This window comes from Streptomyces sp. NPDC029139, from assembly GCF_055564335.1.
Genome location: NZ_JBVHWN010000004.1, coordinates 551,810 through 570,699, shown reverse-complemented (window position 1 = coordinate 570,699; position 18,890 = coordinate 551,810). Strand labels below are relative to the sequence as shown.

20 protein-coding genes are annotated in these 18,890 nt (G+C 71.6%); 6 read left to right on the top strand and 14 right to left on the bottom strand.

Annotated features, from left to right (window positions below):
• Nucleotides 1–16: 16 nt before the first annotated feature.
• The 3 genes from tilS to dacB all read right to left on the bottom strand — a co-directional run bounded on the left by tilS (nt 17) and on the right by dacB (nt 3,848).
• Nucleotides 17–1,033, bottom strand: a complete 1,017-nt coding sequence (gene tilS, locus ACZ4VW_RS13715; protein ID WP_467961736.1) for a tRNA lysidine(34) synthetase TilS — start codon at nt 1,031–1,033, stop codon at nt 17–19.
• A gap of 196 nt (nt 1,034–1,229) precedes the next feature.
• Nucleotides 1,230–2,360: a zinc-dependent metalloprotease gene (locus ACZ4VW_RS13710; protein WP_467961734.1), complete on the bottom strand. Its 1,131-nt coding sequence runs from the start codon at nt 2,358–2,360 to the stop codon at nt 1,230–1,232.
• Nucleotides 2,361–2,429: 69 nt separating this feature from the next.
• Complete coding sequence (dacB, locus tag ACZ4VW_RS13705; RefSeq protein ID WP_467961732.1) at nt 2,430–3,848, bottom strand: D-alanyl-D-alanine carboxypeptidase/D-alanyl-D-alanine endopeptidase; 1,419 nt, start codon at nt 3,846–3,848, stop codon at nt 2,430–2,432.
• 102 nt (nt 3,849–3,950) lie between these two features.
• Between dacB and ACZ4VW_RS13700 the strand changes: the two genes are divergently transcribed.
• Together ACZ4VW_RS13700 and ACZ4VW_RS13695 are read left to right on the top strand one after the other, a co-directional pair.
• The gene (locus tag ACZ4VW_RS13700) at nt 3,951–4,445 is read left to right on the top strand and encodes an inorganic diphosphatase (RefSeq protein WP_019888410.1); all 495 of its coding nucleotides are present in this window, start codon (nt 3,951–3,953) and stop codon (nt 4,443–4,445) included.
• A gap of 128 nt (nt 4,446–4,573) precedes the next feature.
• Nucleotides 4,574–6,220, top strand: a complete 1,647-nt coding sequence (locus ACZ4VW_RS13695) for a threonine/serine exporter family protein (RefSeq protein WP_467961900.1) — start codon at nt 4,574–4,576, stop codon at nt 6,218–6,220.
• 34 nt (nt 6,221–6,254) lie between these two features.
• Here ACZ4VW_RS13695 and ACZ4VW_RS13690 read toward each other — a convergent pair whose 3' ends face one another.
• On the bottom strand, nt 6,255–6,947 hold the full coding sequence (locus ACZ4VW_RS13690; RefSeq protein ID WP_467961730.1) for a DedA family protein: 693 nt from the start codon (nt 6,945–6,947) through the stop codon (nt 6,255–6,257).
• 160 nt (nt 6,948–7,107) lie between these two features.
• On the opposite strand from ACZ4VW_RS13690, the gene ACZ4VW_RS13685 reads away from it, so the two are divergent.
• The 3 genes from ACZ4VW_RS13685 (at nt 7,108) to ACZ4VW_RS13675 (ending at nt 10,386) form a co-directional block, all read left to right on the top strand.
• On the top strand, nt 7,108–7,476 hold the full coding sequence (locus ACZ4VW_RS13685) for a YbjQ family protein (protein ID WP_467961728.1): 369 nt from the start codon (nt 7,108–7,110) through the stop codon (nt 7,474–7,476).
• A 176-nt stretch (nt 7,477–7,652) separates the two neighbouring features.
• Nucleotides 7,653–8,948: an ion channel protein gene (locus tag ACZ4VW_RS13680; RefSeq protein ID WP_467961726.1), complete on the top strand. Its 1,296-nt coding sequence runs from the start codon at nt 7,653–7,655 to the stop codon at nt 8,946–8,948.
• A gap of 25 nt (nt 8,949–8,973) precedes the next feature.
• On the top strand, nt 8,974–10,386 hold the full coding sequence (locus ACZ4VW_RS13675) for a glutamate decarboxylase (RefSeq protein WP_467961724.1): 1,413 nt from the start codon (nt 8,974–8,976) through the stop codon (nt 10,384–10,386).
• Nucleotides 10,387–10,423: 37 nt separating this feature from the next.
• On the opposite strand, the gene ACZ4VW_RS13670 is transcribed toward ACZ4VW_RS13675, so the two are convergent.
• The 6 genes from ACZ4VW_RS13670 to ACZ4VW_RS13645 form a co-directional block, all read right to left on the bottom strand.
• Entirely contained in the window at nt 10,424–11,188 is a 765-nt protein-coding gene (locus ACZ4VW_RS13670) for an ABC transporter permease (protein ID WP_467961722.1), read from the bottom strand.
• Nucleotides 11,185–12,126, bottom strand: coding sequence for an ATP-binding cassette domain-containing protein (locus ACZ4VW_RS13665; RefSeq protein WP_467961720.1), 942 nt, complete (start codon nt 12,124–12,126; stop codon nt 11,185–11,187). The genes ACZ4VW_RS13670 and ACZ4VW_RS13665 overlap by 4 nt, the downstream gene beginning before the upstream one ends.
• A 95-nt stretch (nt 12,127–12,221) precedes the next feature.
• On the bottom strand, nt 12,222–12,863 hold the full coding sequence (locus ACZ4VW_RS13660; protein ID WP_467961718.1) for a PadR family transcriptional regulator: 642 nt from the start codon (nt 12,861–12,863) through the stop codon (nt 12,222–12,224).
• Between the two features lie 68 nt (nt 12,864–12,931).
• Nucleotides 12,932–13,471, bottom strand: a complete 540-nt coding sequence (locus ACZ4VW_RS13655) for a DinB family protein (protein WP_467961716.1) — start codon at nt 13,469–13,471, stop codon at nt 12,932–12,934.
• Between the two features lie 101 nt (nt 13,472–13,572).
• Nucleotides 13,573–15,030 carry an aldehyde dehydrogenase family protein gene (locus ACZ4VW_RS13650; protein WP_467961715.1) on the bottom strand — a complete coding sequence of 486 codons (1,458 nt, stop codon included), beginning with the start codon at nt 15,028–15,030 and terminating at the stop codon, nt 13,573–13,575.
• Nucleotides 15,031–15,132: 102 nt separating this feature from the next.
• A complete protein-coding gene (locus ACZ4VW_RS13645; RefSeq protein WP_467961713.1) occupies nt 15,133–16,005 on the bottom strand; it encodes a helix-turn-helix domain-containing protein in 873 nt (290 codons plus the stop codon).
• A gap of 289 nt (nt 16,006–16,294) precedes the next feature.
• On the opposite strand from ACZ4VW_RS13645, the gene ACZ4VW_RS13640 reads away from it, so the two are divergent.
• Nucleotides 16,295–16,798, top strand: a complete 504-nt coding sequence (locus ACZ4VW_RS13640; RefSeq protein ID WP_467961711.1) for an ATP-binding protein — start codon at nt 16,295–16,297, stop codon at nt 16,796–16,798.
• 72 nt (nt 16,799–16,870) lie between these two features.
• Here ACZ4VW_RS13640 and ACZ4VW_RS13635 read toward each other — a convergent pair whose 3' ends face one another.
• The 4 genes from ACZ4VW_RS13635 to ACZ4VW_RS13620 all read right to left on the bottom strand — a co-directional run bounded on the left by ACZ4VW_RS13635 (nt 16,871) and on the right by ACZ4VW_RS13620 (nt 18,885).
• A complete protein-coding gene (locus tag ACZ4VW_RS13635; protein WP_030219358.1) occupies nt 16,871–17,083 on the bottom strand; it encodes a DUF397 domain-containing protein in 213 nt (70 codons plus the stop codon).
• A gap of 156 nt (nt 17,084–17,239) precedes the next feature.
• Nucleotides 17,240–17,479: a 30S ribosomal protein S18 gene (gene rpsR / locus ACZ4VW_RS13630; RefSeq protein WP_467961709.1), complete on the bottom strand. Its 240-nt coding sequence runs from the start codon at nt 17,477–17,479 to the stop codon at nt 17,240–17,242.
• Between the two features lie 3 nt (nt 17,480–17,482).
• Entirely contained in the window at nt 17,483–18,631 is a 1,149-nt protein-coding gene (locus tag ACZ4VW_RS13625; RefSeq protein WP_467961707.1) for a CobW family GTP-binding protein, read from the bottom strand.
• Nucleotides 18,631–18,885 (bottom strand): type B 50S ribosomal protein L31, encoded by a 255-nt coding sequence (locus ACZ4VW_RS13620; RefSeq protein ID WP_467961705.1) that lies wholly within the window; start codon nt 18,883–18,885, stop codon nt 18,631–18,633. Before ACZ4VW_RS13620 ends, ACZ4VW_RS13625 begins: the two co-directional genes overlap by 1 nt.
• Nucleotides 18,886–18,890: the final 5 nt, after the last annotated feature.

Below are 18,890 nucleotides of genomic sequence, written 5' to 3'. Positions count from 1 at the left end.
TTCGTTGCAGCGTGCGTCAGCCTTGCCGAATGACCAGTCTGCCACCCTGCCGTCGTGCCTCGACGCGGCCGGGCAGATTGATGGCTCCTTGGCCGCGCCAGCCGGTGATCAGCCGGTCGACCTCTTCGATGTGGCGGGCGAAGAGGGAGCCGGCGGGTGCGCCTTCGGCGATCATGGCGCGGCGCAGGACGCGGCGGCGGACGGCGGGCGGCAGTCCGAAGAGTTTGGCGCATTCGAGCCGGCCGGCCTCGTCCCGTACGAGCGCTTCGACGTCGGCGGCCCAGGAGTCGAGGGCGTCGGCGTCGTCGCGGGAGAGCTGGGCCGTCCGGGCGAGGGCTTCGACGACGCCTTTGCCGAGGGCCTTCTCGAGGGCGGGGAGGCCCTCGTGGCGGAGGCGGGAGCGGGTGTAGGCGGGGTCGGCGTTGTGGGGGTCGTCCCAGACGGCCAGTTCCTGGGCGACGCAGGCCTTGCGGACGGTCTGCCGGTCGAGCTCCAGGAAGGGGCGTCGGTAGCGTCCGGAGGTGCCGGAGACGGCGGCCATGCCGGAGAGGGAGCGGATGCCGGAGCCGCGGGCGAGGCCGAGGAGGACGGTTTCCGCTTGGTCGTCGCGGGTGTGGCCGAGGAGGACGGCGGTGGCGCCGTGGCGTTCGGCGGCGGCGTCGAGGGCGGCGTAGCGGGCGTCGCGGGCGGCGGCCTCGGGTCCTCCCTCGCGGCCGACGGTGACGGCCACGGCTTCGACGGGGTCGAGTCCGAGCGCGGCCATGCGGCCGGCGACCTCGGTGGCGCGCTGGTCGGAGCCGTGCTGGAGGCCGTGGTCGACGGTGATGCCGCCGGCGTGGACGGCGAGTTTGCGTGATTCGAAGGCGAGTGCGGAGGCGAGCGCCATGGAGTCGGCGCCGCCGGAGCAGGCGACGAGCACCAGGGGGTGCCGGTCGGGCGGGGTGGTGGAGTCGGTCTGGTGCTCGGTGAGGACGTCGTGGAGTACGCGGCGGACCGCCAGGCGTATCGCCGCGACCGCAGGATGGGGACCCATGTCCGGTGCCCTTCGTGATGGGGTGGGGTGCCTCGGTCGGAGTGTTAACGGTCGGAAGAGGGGGTTCGGTCACTCAGAGTGCGTCGATGGTGACAGAACCTGGCCGTTACCCGAGCATTGCACGCCCCACCCTTTGCCTAGGGTCCCTCGGATGGGTGATGGGAGGTGTGTTCTTCCGTCGTACGCCGCACCCGTCTCAGGAGTCTGCCTTACGGTGCACCCTCGCGATCCAGTCCGCCGGTTTGGCGATCTCGGCCTTGGTGGGGAGCGTGTTGGGGGAGGTCCAGACGCGGTTGAAGCCGTCCATGCCGGTCTCGTCGACGACGGCGCGGACGAAGCGTTCTCCGTCGCGGTACTGGCGCAGTTTGGCGTCGAGGCCGAGGAGTTTGCGCAGGGCGAGGTCGAGGCGGGAGGCGCCGCTGGCGCGGCGCTGCTGGAACTTCTCGCGGATCTCGGCGACGGAGGGCACGACCTGGGGGCCGACGCCGTCCATGACGTAGTCGGCGTGGCCTTCGAGGAGGGACATGACGGCGGTGAGGCGGCCGAGGATCTCGCGTTGTTCGGGGGTCTGCACGAGTTCGACGAGGGAGGGGGCGGGTTCGCCCTCCTCGCCTTCGGGGCGGCCGCCGACGAGGGCCTGGGCGGCTTCGCGCAGGCGTTCGACGACGGTGGAGGGGTCGACCTCGGTGGCGCCGAGGAATGCCTGGATCTCGCCCTGGAGGTGGTCGCGCAGCCAGGGGACGGCGGTGAACTGGGTGCGGTGGGTCTCTTCGTGGAGGCAGACCCAGAGCCGGAAGTCGTGGGGGTCGACGGCGAGTTCGCGTTCGACGTGGACGATGTTGGGGGCGACGAGGAGGAGACGTCCGCCGCCGTTGTCGCCGGCGGGGAGTTCGCGGGTGGCGGGGGCGAAGGTCTCGTACTGGCCGAGGATGCGGGAGGCGAGGAAGGACAGCAGCATGCCGAGTTCGACGCCGGTGACCTTGCCGCCGACGGCGCCGAGCATGGTGCCGCCGGGGGTGTTCGAGCGGCGTTCCTGCATCTTGTCGAGGAGGGGGGCGAGGAGTTCGCGGAAGCCGGCGACGTTGGCCCTGATCCAGCCGGCGCGGTCCACGACGAGGACGGGTGTGTCCCGTGGTTCGTGTCCCTCGGGGATCATCCGGGTGAAGGCCCGTACGTGTTCCTCGGAGGCCTTGGCGTGCCGGCGTAGCTCGGCGACGACCTCGCGGGCCTCCTCGCGGCTCACCTCAGGGCCCGGCCTCACCAGGCGGGTCGCGGTCGCGACCGCGAGATTCCAGTCGACCATCTCGGCACCACCGATGCTCGTCATGCGTCAACCGTACGTTCTCGGCGCTGGTTCGGTCAGGGTTCGGACCTGTTCAGCCCTGGCGGACGCCCCCTAAGGGGCGAGGGCGGCGGAGAGGCGGTCGAGGGCGGGCTGGGCCGTGTAGGGGGAGGGTGTGCGGCCGGCGAGGAAGGCGAAGGCGAGGAGCCGGCCGTCGGCGGTGACGACGGTTCCGGCGAGGGTGTTGACGCCCCTCAGGGTGCCTGTCTTGGCGCGGACGAGGCCCGCTCCTCCGAGGGCGGGGCCGGTGTCGAAGCGGCTCCTGAGGGTGCCGCTGAAGCCGCCGACGGGCAGCCCGGTGAGGACCGGGCGGAGGGTGGGGCGGGTGGGGTCGGCCGCTCGGGTGAGGAGGCCGGTGAGGAGGGCGGCGGTGACGCGGTTGTCGCGGGAGAGGCCGCTGCCGTCGGCGAAGCGGGTTCCGGCGGTGGGCAGGCCGAGGGCGGCGATCTCGGCCCGGACGGCGCGGCCTGCGCCGGCGAAGCTCGCGGGCTGCTCGCGGGCGAGGGCGGTCTGGCGGGCGAGGGCCTCGGCGAGGTCGTTGTCGCTGTGGGTGAGGGTGCGTTCGACGAGGGCGGAGAGCGGCGCCGAGTCGGTACGGGCCAGGGGTGTGGCGGTCTTCGCGCCGTCGGCGGGCTGGGGGGCGCGGCCGGGTGCGGGGTCGCCCTGGACCGTCGTGCCGGCCTCGGTGAGGAGTTCGGCGAAGGCGGTGGCGGTGTCCCCGGCGGGGTCGGTGGTGCGCGTGGCGGTGCCGCTGACGGAGTCGTCGAGCCGGCCGGCGTTGAGCATCAGGGCGCTGACGGGGGCGATGTTCTCGTCCACGCCGATGGGGTGGTGGGCGGGTCCTTGGTAGAGGTTCGTGTCGTAGGTGACCCGTACGGCGGTGACGCCGCGGCTCTTCAGGGCACGGGCGGTGGTGTCGGCCAGGGCCTTGAGGCGGGTGCGGTCGAGGGTGGGGTCGCCGCCGCCGACGAGGGTGACCGTGCGGCCGTCCGGTGAGGCGGTGACGGTGGTGGGGATGCGGTGGTCGGGGCCGAGGGCCGAGAGGGCGGCGGCCGTGGTGGCGATCTTGATGGTGGAGGCGGGGGTCATGGGGGTCGTGGCGCCCTCCCCGTACAGCTGCTCCCCCGTGGTCGCGTCGACGACCGAGGCGGTGCGGAGGGTGCCGAGCCCGGGGTCGGCGAGGAGGGGGACGAGGGTGGCGGCGAGGTCGCCGGGGCGGGTGCCGCCCGGTGCGCCGAGGGCGCGGAGCACTCCGGCGGCGCTGGGGGCGGGGACGGGGCGTGGCGGGCCGGCCGGGGGCTGGGCGCCCGCGTGATGTGCGCCACCTGTGGGAGCGGTGGCGGCCGACCGGGCCCGCTCGGCCTTACGCTGACCGGTGTCCCACGGGCCGGCGGCGGTCACCGCTCCGGCGGCCAGGGCCAGACCGAGTACGGCAGCACCCGCCGTGAGCTGCCAGGTCCTCGGCTCCGGCATTGCTGACCAGCCCCTTTCGCGATCACACACAAGCGTGAGGGACACTTAATCACTGCGCGTTGCCGCAGGCATTCACATGTGTTGATTCAGGAGGAGCCACCCGTGGAGTTCGACGTCACCATCGAGATCCCGAAGGGGTCGCGGAACAAGTACGAGGTCGACCACGAGACCGGTCGCATCCGCCTGGACCGCCGCCTCTTCACCTCGACCAGCTACCCGGCCGACTACGGCTTCGTCGAGAACACCCTCGGCGAGGACGGTGACCCGCTGGACGCGCTGGTCATCCTGGACGAGCCGACCTTCCCCGGTTGTCTGATCAAGTGCCGCGCGATCGGCATGTTCCGGATGACGGACGAGGCCGGCGGCGACGACAAGCTGCTGTGCGTCCCCGCCTCGGACCCGCGCGTCGAGCACCTGCGCGACATCCACCACGTGTCGGAGTTCGACCGCCTGGAGATCCAGCACTTCTTCGAGGTCTACAAGGACCTGGAGCCGGGCAAGTCGGTCGAGGGCGCCAACTGGGTCGGCCGCGCCGAGGCCGAGGCCGAGATCGAGGCCTCCTACAAGCGCCTCGAGGCGCAGGGCGGCGCCCACTGAGTGGGCCCACGTTCGACGTCGTGACGGGCGGTGCACCTCTGCGGAGGGGCGCCGCCCGTCTCGCGTGAGGCCGTGTGCCCGTGCCCATACTGGGCAGACACAGGCGAATGGGAGTGAGGACGGACAGAGTGGTCGCGGAGCCGGACGGCCCGGAGGACCGGAAGCCCCAGTCGGACGAGGCGCGCAGCGCCTTCGTTCCGCCGCCGGGGGTCGATCAGCCGGTGGTGCCGGAGGAGGAGCATCCGACCTCCGAGTTCGCCGTTCCGGAGGGGCTGGCGCCGGAGCCGCCTGCCGAGCCGGAGGGTTCGGCGTTCGCTCCGCCGTCCACGTACTCCGCGAAGCACGCGCCGCCGGCGTTCACTCCCGCGCACGGGATTCCGCTGGTGCGGCTGTCGAAGGACGCGCCCTGGCAGGACCGGATGCGGACCATGCTGCGGCTGCCGGTGGGGGACCGGCCGATGCCGGAGGCGCAGCGCAAGGAGGACGAGGCGGGGCCCTCGGTGGGCCGTGTGCTCGACCTGACCCTGCGTATCGGTGAGCTGCTGCTCGCGGGCGGCGAGGGCGCGGAGGACGTCGAGGCGGCGATGTTCGCGATCTGCCGCTCGTACGGTCTGGACCGGTGCGAGCCGACCGTGACGTTCACGCTGTTGTCGATCACGTACCAGCCGTCGCTGGTGGACGATCCGATCACGGCGAACCGGACGGTGCGGCGCCGGGGCACGGACTACACGCGGCTGGAGGCGGTCTACCAGCTGCTCGCGGACATCAACGACGAGGCGCACGAGGTCACGCCGGAGGAGGCGTACCGGCGGCTGGCGGAGATACGGCGCAACCGGCATCCGTACCCCGGATGGGTGCTGACGTCGGCGGCGGGTGTGCTGGCGGGCGCGGCCTCGGTGCTGCTGGGCGGCGGGGCGACGGTCTTCTTCGTGGCGGCGCTGGGCGCGGTGCTCGGGGACCGGCTGGCGTGGCTGTGCGCGGGGCGCGGGCTGCCGGAGTTCTACCAGTTCCTGGTGGCGGCGATGCCGCCGGCCGCGATGGGTGTGCTGCTGACGCTGCTGCACGCGGACCTGCTGCCGTCCGCGGTGATCACGGGTGGTCTGTTCGCGCTGATCCCGGGGCGGGCGCTGGTGGCGGCCGTGCAGGACGGTCTGACCGGTTTCTACATCACGGCCTCGGCCCGGCTCCTGGAGGTCGGGTACTTCTTCGTGGCGATCGTGGTGGGGGTGCTGTCGGTGCTGTACGTGGCCGTGCAGTTCGACGCGCAGCTCAGTCCGGACGGTGCGATCAGTACGGTCGAGCGGCCGGTGGTGCAGATCCTGGCGTCGATGGTGCTGTGCGCGACGTTCGCGATCCTGTTGCAGCAGTCGCGGGACACGGTGCTGTTCGCGACGTTGAACGGCGGGGTGGCGTGGGTGATCTACGCGTCGATCGCGGTGACGGCGGACGGCTCGACGGTGATGGCGACGGCGGTGGCGGCGGGCCTGGTGGGTCTGTTCGGGCAGCTGATCGCCCGGTACCACCACACGTCGTCCCTGCCCTATGTGACGGCGGCGATCGGGCCGCTGCTGCCGGGTTCGGCGACGTACTTCGGTGTGCTCGCGATCGCCCAGAACAACCTGGACCAGGGCTTCGCCTCCTTGGCGAAGGCGGCGGCCCTGGCCCTGGCGATCGCGATCGGCGTGAACCTGGGTGGCGAGCTGGCCCGGCTCTTCATGCAGGCCCCGGGCGCGGCGGCGGCCCGCCGCGCGGCGAAGCGGACCCGGGGCTTCTAGGGGGCGCCCCCTGGCGGGACTTTCCGGACACGGTCTAGCGCTTGGCGTGGCGGCCGCGCTCGGTGGGGGTGTCGGGGCTGTCGTGGTCGGCCTGGGCGCGGGCCTTCTTGGACTGGGAGCGGGCGCGGAGGTACTCGATCACGATCGGGACCACGGAGATCGCCACGATCAGGATGAGGATGGCCTCGATGTGCCGGTGCACGAAATCGATCTTGCCCAGGGAGGCGCCGAGCAGGGTCACGCCCGCGCCCCACAGCACGCCGCCGATGACGTTGAACGTGATGAACGAGCGGTAGTTCATCCGGCTCACGCCGGCGATGATCGGCGTGAACGTCCGGACGATCGGGACGAAGCGGGCCAGGATCAGCGACTTCGGGCCGTGCTTCTCGAAGAACTCGTGCGCCTTCTCCACGTTCTCCTGCTTGAACAGCTTGGAGTCGGGGCGCTTGAAGAGGGCCGGGCCGACCTTGCGGCCGAAGAGGTAGCCGACCTGGTCGCCGATGATCGCGGCGAGCACGATCAGGGTGCAGACGAGCCAGAGCGGGGTGTCCAGCTTGCCGGTGGTGACCAGCAGGCCGGTGGTGAAGAGCAGCGAGTCGCCGGGCAGGAAGAACCCGATGAGCAGGCCGGACTCGGCGAAGACGATGACGAGGACGCCGATCAGACCGAAGGTCTGGATCAGATAGTCCGGGTCGAGCCAGCTCGGTCCGAGGGCAAGCGTATTCACGGGTTCCGGGCTCCTGCGGTTGAGGGGGGCATGGGACGGCTGCCCCAAAGTATCAACGCTTTCTCGCGGCCCGGGGTTCCACCGGGGGCTCCCTCCGGACCCCTCCGGGATGCGGGCGGGGGCGGGCGGCCCGAGGCTGGGGGCCAGGAGGTGGATGCGTATGGGCATCGAAGAGTACGGAGGCGGTCAGGGACCGGAATCCGACGTGCTGGTCGTCACGACGAACGACATTCCCGGCTACGAGGTCCGGCAGGTGATCGGTGAGGTCTTCGGGCTGACGGTGCGCTCGCGGCATCTGGGCAGCCAGATCGGCGCGGGGCTGAAGTCGATGATCGGCGGGGAGCTGAAGGGTCTGACGAAGACCCTGGTGGAGACCCGCAACCAGGCGATGGAGCGGCTCGTGGAGCAGGCGCGGGCGCGGGGCGCGAACGCGGTCCTGATGTTCCGGTTCGACGTGACCGAGGCGGCGGACGTGGGGACGGAGGTCTGCGCGTACGGCACGGCGGCGGTGGTCGCTCGCCGGAGTTGAGCCCCCTCGGCGGCGGCGGGTGGTGCCGGATCCGGGTCCGTCCCGGGTGCGGGGGCGGTGGCCCGCCCCCCGGGGCCCGCATCCCCGCCCCGGGACCCGCATCCCCGTCGGCGGCGAGGCGCGCGTCGCCGGACCGTGGAGCGTTATGCGGCTTTTGTGCCCTTATGGTGAGGTCCGTGGCTCCTGATACGCCCTCAGCTCCGCCCGCCCCGCCCACATCCGTCCCGCCCACACCCGTCCACGTCCTGCTTCCCCAGGTCCTGCCCGCCCTCGCGATCGGCGTGGGGGCGAGCCTGCTCTACGTCGGGATCAGCAAGGCCGCCGACCAGCTCCGGGACGTGCTGTGGACGACCCTGCCGGACGCGCTCGGCGTCGGCCGGTACTCCTCGCTCTGGGTGATCCTGATGCTCACGGCGGCCGGCGTCGCCGTCGGGCTCGTGGTCTGGAAGGTGTACGGGCACGCCGGCCCGGATCCGGCCTCCATGGGGCTCGGCGGCTCCCCGCTCCCGCCCGGGGTGGTGCCCGGACTGCTGGTGGCGAGCATGCTCACGCTGGCCGGCGGGGTCAGCCTCGGCCCGGAGAACCCGATCATCGCCGCCAACATCGCGCTCGCCTACTGGCTCGGCCGCAAGGCCGCCCCCCAGGCGCCGGCGGCGGCCTGGGTGGCGCTCGCGTCCTCCGCCACCATCGGCGCCCTGTTCGGCACGCCCGTGGCCGCCGCCCTGGTCATCTCCGAGGCCCTGGTGCAGCGCCCGGGACAGGGCTCGCTGTGGGACCGGCTGTTCGCTCCGCTGACGGCCGCCGGGGCCGGGGCGCTGACCACCAGGCTGCTCGACCACCCGAGCTTCGACACGTCGCTGCCGCCGGTGACCCACCCGGGGTGGGGCGACCTCCTCGCCGCGCTGGTGATCGCCACCCTCGCCGCGCTCTTCGGCCTCCTCGGCTGCTACGCCTTCCCCCACGCCCACCGCGCCTTCGGCCGGCTGCGCCACCCGATGGTGATGCTCCCGCTGGGGGGCCTCGTCCTCGGTCTGCTCGGCGCCCTCGGGGGGCCGCTCACCCTCTTCAAGGGCCTGGAGGAGGTCAAGCAGCTCACCTCGAACGTCGGCGGCTGGTCCTCCGGCGACCTGGCGAAGATGGCCGCGGTCAAGCTGGTCGCGCTGGTTGTCGCCGCCTCGTGCGGTTTCCGGGGCGGCCGGATCTTCCCCGCCGTCTTCATCGGCGTCGCGTTCGGCCTGATGGCCCAGGCCCTGGTCCCCGAGATCCCCCCGGCGGTCGCCGTCTCGGCGGGCGTGCTCGGCATCCTGCTCGCGACCACCCGGCAGGGCTGGGTGAGCCTCTTCGTCGCCGCCGTCCTCGCCTCCTCGACGTCGATCATCGCCCTGCTCTGTCTCGCCTCCCTGCCCGCCTGGCTGGTCGTCACCGGCCGCCCCCAGCTCGAACTGGAGCCGTCCGGCGCCTCCCTGCGCTGAGACGACCCGCCCGGAAGGAGTCCCCATGCCGCTGCACAAGGGTCCCGACGACCCCGAGCCCGACCGGCGCCTCGCCCTCAACCCGTTCTACGGCGCGGCCGACCCCGTCGGCGGGATGGCGGAAGCACCGCCGCGCCACCGCCTGCCCGACGGACCGCTGCCGCCCATGAGCGCCTATCAGCTCGTCCACGACGAGCTGATGCTCGACGGAAACTCACGGCTGAACCTGGCCACGTTCGTCACCACGTGGATGGAGCCCCAGGCCCGCGTCCTGATGGCGGAGTGCCGCGACAAGAACATGATCGACAAGGACGAGTACCCGCGCACCGCCGAGCTGGAGCGGCGGTGCGTGGCGATGCTCGCCGACCTGTGGAACGCCCCGGACCCCTCGGCCGCCGTCGGGTGCTCCACCACCGGCTCCAGCGAGGCGTGCATGCTGGCCGGCATGGCCCTCAAGCGCCGCTGGGCCCGGCGGAACGCCGACCGGTACCCGGGCGGGGCGCGGCCGAACCTGGTGATGGGGGTCAACGTCCAGGTCTGCTGGGAGAAGTTCTGCAACTTCTGGGAGGTCGAGGCCCGGCTCGTGCCCATGGAGGGCGAGCGCTTCCACCTGGACCCGCAGGCGGCGGCCGACCTGTGCGACGAGAACACCATCGGCGTGGTCGCCGTCCTCGGCTCGACGTTCGACGGTTCCTACGAGCCCGTCGCCGAGGTCTGCGCCGCCCTCGACGCCCTGCAGGAGCGCACCGGCCTCGACATCCCGCTGCACGTGGACGGGGCCTCCGGCGCGATGGTCGCCCCCTTCGTGGACGAGGACCTGGTGTGGGACTTCCGGCTGCCCCGCGTCTCCTCGATCAACACCTCGGGCCACAAGTACGGGCTGGTCTACCCGGGGGTCGGCTGGGCCCTGTGGCGCTCACCCGCCGAGCTCCCCGAGGAGCTGGTCTTCCGGGTCAACTACCTGGGCGGCGACATGCCGACGTTCGCCCTCAACTTCTCCCGGCCCGGCGCCCAGGTCGTGGCGCAGTACTACACCTTCCTGCGGCTGGGCCGTGAGGGCTACCGGGCGGTCCAACAGACCGCCCGGGACGTCGCCCGCGGCATCGCCGAGCGGATCGAGGCGATGGGCGACTTCCGACTGATCACCCGCGGCGACCAGCTGCCCGTCTTCGCCTTCACCACCGCGCAGGACGTCACCCACTTCGACGTCTTCGACGTCTCGCGTCGGCTGCGCGAGCGGGGCTGGCTCGTCCCCGCCTACACCTTCCCCGCCAACCGGGAGGACCTCTCCGTGCTGCGGGTGGTCTGCCGCAACGGCTTCTCGGCCGATCTCGCGGACCTGCTGATCGAGGACCTGGGCCAGCTCCTTCCCGAACTGCGCCGCCAGTCCGCCCCGTCGACCCGTGACAAGGCGGCCGCCACCGCCTTCCACCACTGACCGGTGTGGGGCGCCCCGGCCGGGGCGCCCCACATCCTCAGGAGCTGAGGCGCCTGAACCTGCGCACCGCCAGGGGGAAGAAGACCGCGAGGAGCACCAGCGGCCACACCACCGCCGCCGTCACGTGACCCGGTTCGCCTCCCGGGTTGCCGAAGAGGTCCCGTACCGCCGTCGCCGTCGCCGACATCGGGTTCCACTCCACGACCGTGCCCAGCCACCCCGGCATGGAATCGGGCGAGGCGAACGCGTTGGAGAGGAAGCCGATCGGCCAGACCAGGATCTGTACGGCCTGCACCAGCTCCGCCCGGCCCGCGACGAGCGCCAGGAAGATGCCGATCCAGAGCATCGCGAAGCGCAGCAGGAGCAGCAGCCCCACGGCCCCGAGGAAGGCGCCGAAGCCGCCGTGCACCCGCCAGCCGATCGCGTACCCCACGCCGATCATCAGCAGCAGTCCGGCCGCGGACTGGAGCATGTCGGCGACCGAACGCCCCACGAGCACCGCGCCGTCGGCCATCGGCATCGAGCGGAAGCGGTCGATCACGCCCTTGTTGAGGTCCTGGGTGACGGCCGTCATGGTGCCTTCGAGGCCGAAGACCATCGTGAGCGTGAGCATGCCGGGTACGAGGAAGTCGACGTACGCGCCCTCGATGCCCCGGCCTCCGCCGACGAGGTAGCCGAACATCAGCAGCATCATGATCGGGAAGACGAGTCCGACGACCACCTGGACCGGCTGCCGTGCCCAGTGCGCCAGCTCCCGCCGGGTCATGGTCCAGCAGTCGCTCATCACGTACGCCGCGCTCATGCCGCCACCTCCTTCTCACGGTCGGTCAGGTGCAGGAACGCCTCGTCGAGGGTCGGGCGGCGCAGGGCGATGTCCTCCGCCTCGATCCCGGCCGCCTCCAGGGCCCGTACGGTCTCGGCGAGCGCCGCCATCCGGTCCGCCACGGGTGCGCTGATCCGCCGCCGGTCGCGGTCGACACTCACCTCGCTCCCGGGCAGCAGCTTCGTCGCCTCGTCCAGCCGCCGCCCGTCCCGCAGGACGACGTCGATGCGGTCCCCGCCGACCTTCGCCTTGAGTTCGTCGGCCGTGCCTTCGGCGACGACCCGGCCGCGGTCGACGACCGAGATCCGGTCGGCGAGCTGGTCGGCCTCCTCCAGGTACTGCGTGGTCAGCAGGACGGTCGTCCCGCCGCCGACCAGCGAGCGCACCGACTCCCACACCTCGCCCCGGCCACGCGGGTCGAGCCCGGTCGTGGGTTCGTCGAGGAACAGCACGTCCGGCTCGGTGACCAGCGAGGCCGCGAGGTCGAGCCGGCGTCGCATCCCGCCGCTGTACTGCTTGACGGGCTTGCGGCCGGTGTCCGCGAGCCCGAAGCGCTCCAGGAGTTCGTCCGCCCGCGCGCCGGCCCGCCGGGCGCCCAGGTGGTGGAGCCGGCCGAACATCTCCAGGTTCTGCCGGCCGCCGAGCTCCTCGTCGACGGCCGCGTGCTGACCGAGCAACCCGATCCTGCGCCGCACGTCGGCGGCCCGGGTGCGGACGTCGAAGCCCGCCACCCGCACCACGCCCTCGTCGTGCCGCAGCAGCGTGGCCAGGATCCGCACCGTCGTGGTCTTGCCCGCGCCGTTGGGGCCGAGCACCCCGTGCACCGTGCCGGCGGCGACGGCCAGGTCGAGACCGTCGAGCGCCGGTTTGTCCCCGTACCGCTTCCGCGCGCCTTCGACGACGATCGCGTCAGTCATCCCTCTCCTCCCGTCGGGCCCCGCAGGACGAAGCCCAGTAGTCAAATTTGACCACTGGGGAACGTATGCCCCTCGTCTCGATTAGTCAAACTTGATTAATCGCGGCCCTCGTCCGGCGTCCCCGTCGCGAAGGGGTTCTCCTCCCCCTCGGCGAGCACGCCCACGAAGGGCTCCCCGCCCTCACCCGCGAAGGAGTACGCCCCGGCCTCGATGCGCTCGACGAGACCGAGCGTCCACTCCTTGCCCGCGTCGGCCGAGTGCACCCAGAGATGCATGATCTCGCCGATGTGCCCGAGCTGCTGCGGGCCGCCCTCGGGGGTGTAGTACTCGGTGACGGACGTCCGCCACTCCTCCAGCGCCCGCACCCGTCGCCGCAGCAGCTCCACGACCTCCGCCCGCGGGAGGTCCACGATGAACCCGATCCCGGCCGACAGGACGTCCATCTTCTGGTCGTACGTGGTCAGCGCCTCGCGCAGCAGCGCGAAGTACTCCTCCGTACCCTTCCCGGTCAGTTCGTACTCGGTGCGCGGCGGGCCGCCGGCCGTGCTCGGCGCGATCTCGTACGCGCGCAGCAGACCTTGCTTGGCCATCTGCTTGAGCGCGTGGTAGATCGAGCCGGGCTTGGCGTTGGACCACTCGTGCGCGCCCCAGAACTCCAGGTCGTTGCGGACCTGGTAGCCGTGGGCGCGGCCGTGCTGCTTCACCGCGCCCAGGACGAGGAGCCGGATCGCCGACATCCCCACCACCTCCCTAATCAATTTTGACTAGGGTACGAGGCGCGCGGGGCACACGTGGCGCCCCGGGGTCAAGCCTGCTGCTCCTGGGCGATCAGCTCGAAGGAGGTCCGGCCGTCCAGGGACTCCCGGACGATGTCCGCGTGCCCGGCGTGCCGGCCCATCTCCTGGACGAGATGGAGCAGCATCCACCGCATCGAGACCCGGCCGTCCTTGGGGAACCAGGGCGCCGGCGGCAGCGGGAAGGTGTCGTCCAGGCTCGGCACCTCCCGTACGAACGCCTCGGTCTCCTTCTGGACGCTCTCCCAGAAGGACAGCACCTCCGGGATCGTCTCCTCCCCCGTCAGCCGGAACGCCTCGTCCCAGGTCTCCTGGGTGCGCTGCCGCTCGTTCGGCCGCTGCTGCGCCAGGCGCAGCCAGTTCAGTTCGACCTCGGCGACGTGCTTGATCAGACCGGACAGGCTGAGCTCGCTGGCGCTGGGGCGGCTCGCCGCCTGCTCCTCGGTCAGCCCGAGGGCCGCGCGCCGGAGCGCCGCCCGCTGGGCCTCGACGAAGTTGAGGAACGCTCCGCGCTCGTCACCCTGGGCCTCCGCGGGAACAAGAGCAACCATGGTCGTCCGCCTTTCATGCCTGAACGAGGGGATGGGTGCCGGAGGGTCCGCGCCCTTTCCGACACCCACCACGTTACGAACCCTTGAGGACAGGGACTGTCCTAAAAGGGGAAGCGGCTGCGGCCGTGCTGAATCGAGATCCACTTCTGGGTCGTGAAGGCGTCGATCATCGCGTCGCCGTTCAGCCGGCCGATGCCGGAGTGCTTCTCGCCGCCGAACGGCACGATCGGCTCGTCGGCCACCGTGCCGTCGTTGATGTGGATCATGCCGGTGTGGATGCGCTGGGCGACCCGTACACCGCGCTCGATGTCAGCGGTGTGGACGGCGCCGCTCAGGCCGTACGGCGTGTCGTTGGCGATCCGCACGGCCTCCTCCTCGCCGTCGAAGGGCACGATGAGCGCCACCGGGCCGAAGATCTCCTGGCTCAGCACGGGCGCGTCGGCCGCGAGGCCGGTCAGGACCGACGGGGAGACGACGTTGCCGTCCGCCGAGCCGTGCAGCAGGGCCGTCGCGCCCCCCGCCACCGCCTGCTCGACGACCGCCGACACCGACTCCGCCTGCTGGGAGTTGATGAGCGGACCGATGTGCGTGGCGGGGTCGGCCGGGTCGCCGACGCGCAGTGTCTTCACCTTGGCGACGAACTTCTCGGTGAACTCCGCCTCCAGCGTGCGGTCCACCAGGATCCTGTTGGCGGCCATGCACACCTGGCCCTGGTGCACGAAGCGGCTGAAGACGGCCGCGTCCACCGCGTAGTCGACGTCGGCGTCCTCGAGGACGATCAGCGCGCTGTTGCCGCCGAGTTCGAGGACGGCGTGCTTGAAGTTCTGCGCGCAGACCGTGGCCACGTGGCGGCCGACCTTGTCCGAGCCGGTGAAGGAGATCACCTTCGGGACCGGGTGGGTCAGCAGCGCGTCGCCGATCTCGGCGATGTCGGTGACGACGACGTTCAGGAGTCCGGCCGGCAGGCCGGCGTCCTCGAGCACCTTCGCGACGAGCGTGCCGCCGCAGATCGGAGTGTTCTGGTGCGGCTTGAGGACGACGGCGTTGCCCAGCGCGAGCGCCGGGGCGACCGACTTGATCGACAGGAGGAAGGGGAAGTTGAAGGGGGAGATGACGCCGACGACCCCGACCGGGAGGCGGTAGACCCGGTTCTCCTTGCCGTCGACCGGGGAGGGCAGGATCCGGCCCTCGGGGCGCAGCGCCAGCTGGATGGCCTCACGCAGGAACTCCTTGGCGAGGTGCAGCTCGAAGGCCGCCTTCAGGCGGGTGCCGCCGAGCTCCGCGACGATCGTGTCGCCGATCTCCTGCTCGCGCTCCTCGACGATCCGCAGCGCGCGCTCGAAGACGAGCCGGCGGGTGTACGGGTTGGTCTCGGCCCACGCGCGCTGGGCCCGCTCGGCGGACCGGTAGGCGCGGTCGACCTCGTCGGCGGTGGCGACCGTGATCGAGGCGAGCTTCTCCCCGGTGTAGGGGTTGAAGTCGATGATGTCCCACGAGCCGCTGCCGGGCTTCCACTCGCCGTCGATGTACTGGTGGGCCAGGTCGGTGAAGTAGGACATGTACGAGACCCCTTAACCCGCGGTGGCGGACTCTGTGGCGACGGTGACGAGGGTGACGCCTGGCGTTCCTGGCGCCTGATGCCACGTCATCGTACTGATGTCCTAGGAGAGTTGAAGGAGACCCCGGAGAAGATCGCGACTTTCGGCCGGATCGGGACTGTCCTCGCGCAGCCGCTCCATCACGCGTGCGTACTGGGCGACCTCCTCGCGCTTGTCGACGTAGAGAGCGCTGGTGAGCTGCTCCAGGTAGACGACGTCGGAGAGGTCGGACTCGGGGAAGCTCAGCATCGTGAAGGCGCCGCTCTCACCGGCGTGGCCGCCGAAGCTGAACGGCATGACCTGGAGCGTCACGTGGGGATGCTCGGAGATCTCGATCAGGTGGCGCAACTGCCCCCGCATCACGGCCCGGTCGCCGTACGGGCGGCGCAGGGCGGCCTCGTCCAGGACGGCGTGGAGCTGAGGGGAGCGCTCGGAGACGAGCACCTTCTGGCGCTCCAGGCGCAGCGCGACGCGGCGCTCGATCTCGGCGCGCGGGGCGTCGGGCATGCCGCGGGTGACGACGGCGTGCGCGTACGCCTCGGTCTGCAGCAGGCCGTGGACGAACTGGACCTCGTAGACGCGGATCAGGGAGGCGGCGCCCTCCAGGCCGATGTACGTCTGGAACCAGCCGGGCAGCACGTCGCCGAAACTGTGCCACCACCCGGCCACGTTGGCCTCGCGGGCGAGCCCGAGGAGCGAGCCGCGCTCGGTCTCGTCACTGACGCCGTAGAGCGTGAGCAGGTCCTCGACGTCCCTGGCCTTGAAGCTCACCCGTCCCAACTCCATGCGGCTGATCTTGGATTCGGAGGCGCGGATCGAGTAGCCGGCCGCCTCGCGGGTGATGCCGCGCGATTCGCGCAACCGCCTCAGCTGCGAACCCAGCAGGATGCGCCGCACCACGCTCCCGCTCGCTCCGCTCGATTCGACTGCGGTCACGGCTCCAGCCTCTCCTTCGCGGTCTCGGGCCCCCGGATTCTGCCACTAAACGCTTCAGCGCGTACACATTCGATTACGCAAAGGCGGCAAGTTCAGGGCGACTTGCTGATCAGAACGAAATCATTCGGCAGAAGATATGCACAGAATCGGCGCGGGGAGGGACAGGTCCGGCGCGTGCACGTGCATCTGCCCTTGCATCCCTTGGTCGCATTCGGAACCATGGACCCCGCGCAGCCGCGTACTCGTTCGTGTTGTCGCACCACAGTCGCGATTCCCGGGAGTGCCTCGCATGGGGACGAATGGATCGACCGTGCTCGAGCCGTTACGGCAGGGGCTTCCACCGATCGATCCCGCCGCCGTCTCCACCTCCGCCTCCTGCGCCCTGCCCCCGCGTCACGAAGCGGTGCGCGGCGCACGGAAGTTCACGCAGTCGACGCTCGCGCAGTGGGAGCTGAACGAACGCTTCGACGACGTGGCCCTGGTCGTCTCCGAACTCGTCACCAACGCTCTTCGGCACGCGCTGCCGTCGGGCGCCGCGCAGGAGGAGGACGGCCGGCACGCCTCCCCGGTCCGTCTGCACCTGATGCGCTGGACGGGCCGCCTGGTGTGCGCGGTGCGCGACCCGAGCCACCGGAGCCCGGAGGCGCGCGAGGGGAACGAGGACTTCGCCGCGGAGTCCGGTCGCGGGCTGTTCCTGGTCGACTCGTTCAGCGACGGCTGGGGATGGCACCCGCTGGCCGGGACGCTCCGGGGCAAGGTGGTCTGGGCGCTGTTCCGGCTCGGGCCGGAGTGAGACGGGGACGTACGAAGGGCCCCGGCGCCGATGCCGGGGCCCTTCGTGCGTCCCCGTCTCCCGGGTCCCGCCTCACACGAGGTGGTCGAACTCCCCGTCCTTGACCCCGAGCAGCAGCGCCTCTATCTCGGCGGGCGTGTAGACGAGAGCGGGGCCGTCGGGGTGGCGCGAGTTGCGCACGGCAACGTTGCCACCCGGCAGCTTGGCGAACTCGACGCAGGACCCCTGGGAGTTGCTGTGCCGACTCTTCTGCCACACGACACCGCGAAGCTCCGTGGCCGCCATGCCGTTGTACGCGTGATGCGCATGATGCACTGGTAGCTCCCCGAGATGCCTGGTGCAGGTGTCAACTTCCTCGGATCATAGCTGTGTTCATATGCCCATGCATGAGCAGATGCACGTGCACGCGGCGTGGCGTAGCGACTACGCGACTGCCTGCACTCAGCGCGCTACCGACGAGTAAGGCAAGAGTGCCATCTCCCGGGCGTTCTTGACGGCCCGGGCGATCTGGCGCTGCTGCCGCGCGCTCACCCGGGTCACCCTACGGCCGCGGATCTTCCCCCGGTCGGAGATGAACTTCCGCAGCAGATCGGTGTCCTTGTAGTCGATGTACGTGATGCCGTCGCGGTCCAGGGGGTTCGGGCGCGGCTTGGCGGGCTTGCGGGGGGACTTGGGGGGCACGGGTCAGACCTCCAGGAGGTTGTCGAAGGCGGGTGGGAGCCGTTTCCACGCCTCGCGCCCGGCGGCGTACTCGGCGTCGGTGAGCAGGCAGGAGTCGAGGACCTCGGCCAGGCCCTCGCGGTCCAGGCCGGGCGAGGTGAAGACAAGGTGCTGGCAGCGGTCGCCGTGCTCCGGGTGCCAGTCCAGGGCGGCGGCGGCCCGGCGGATCGGCGGGACCATGTCCCAGGCGGCGTCGGGCAGCGAGGCCAGCCACGGACCGGCGCTCTCGACGCAGAGCGCGCCGCCCGCCGCGTCCCAGTGGAGCAGGGTGTCGGGCTTGTCGGCGAGCCAGAACCGGCCGCGGCTGCGGGCCGCGGCGCAGGTCAGGTCTTCCAGGGCCGCGTAGAGCCGCTCGGGGTGGAAGGGGCGCGTGTGGTGCCAGACGTAGGTGGTGACCCCACTCTGGTCGGCCTCCTGGGGCAGCAGCGCGCAGGCGGGGTGCTGGGCGGCCGCGGCGGCCTCGACGTCGAAGCCGGCGAGCGCGGCGGAGGCCAGCTCCGTACCGGACCCGACGGGGACCTGGCGGGCGGTCGGGTGGAGCTGGGCGAGGAGCGCGCGGTCCTCGTCGTCGGCGTCGGGGCTGTCCACGACGGCCAGCACGGGCGCGTATTCGAGCTGGCGCGCCCAGGTGTCGGCGACGGTCCGCTGGTCGGTGGCCGCCGCGGCGAGCCCCGCGTCCGCGAGGTCGTCGCCGTTGCCCAGGTAGGGCAGGACGAGGGCCGGGTCGACGGCGGTCATCACGGCGGTGAGCCGGAGCCCGGCCGCGGCGACGACCTCGGCCATCGCCTTGGGTTCGACCGAGTCCCAGAGCTCGACGACGGCGAGCCGGGGCGGCCCTCCGGAGGCGCTGTCGGCGAGCCGTTCCAGCTCGGGGACGAGGTCCTCGCGCAGGGCGCAGCAGGCACAGTCGTTGACCAGCGGGGTCTCGTCGCGGGACAGGACACCGGTGGCGTCGCGGACGGTACGGGCGACCGTTCCGGTCGCCGGGGCCGTCGCGAGGTCGTGATGGAGCGCGACGCTGCCGGGGACGGTGGCGAGGAGCCGGTCCACGGCGGCGCGGCGGGCGTCGGAGTGGAGCCCTCCGACCAGGGCGACGGAGAGGCCTGCGGACATCAGCGAGCCTCGCGCCGTCCGTAACGCTTCTCGAAGCGCTCCACCCGGCCGGCGGTGTCGAGGACGCGCGCGGTGCCGGTGTAGAAGGGGTGGCTCGCGGAGGAGATCTCGACGTCGACGACGGGGTAGCTGTTGCCGTCCTCCCACTCGACCGTCTTCTCGCTGGTCAGCGTGGAGCGGGTGAGGAAGGCGAAGCCGCCGGCCTTGTCGCGGAAGACGATCGGGCCGTACGGGGGGTGGATGTCGTGCTGCATCGGGT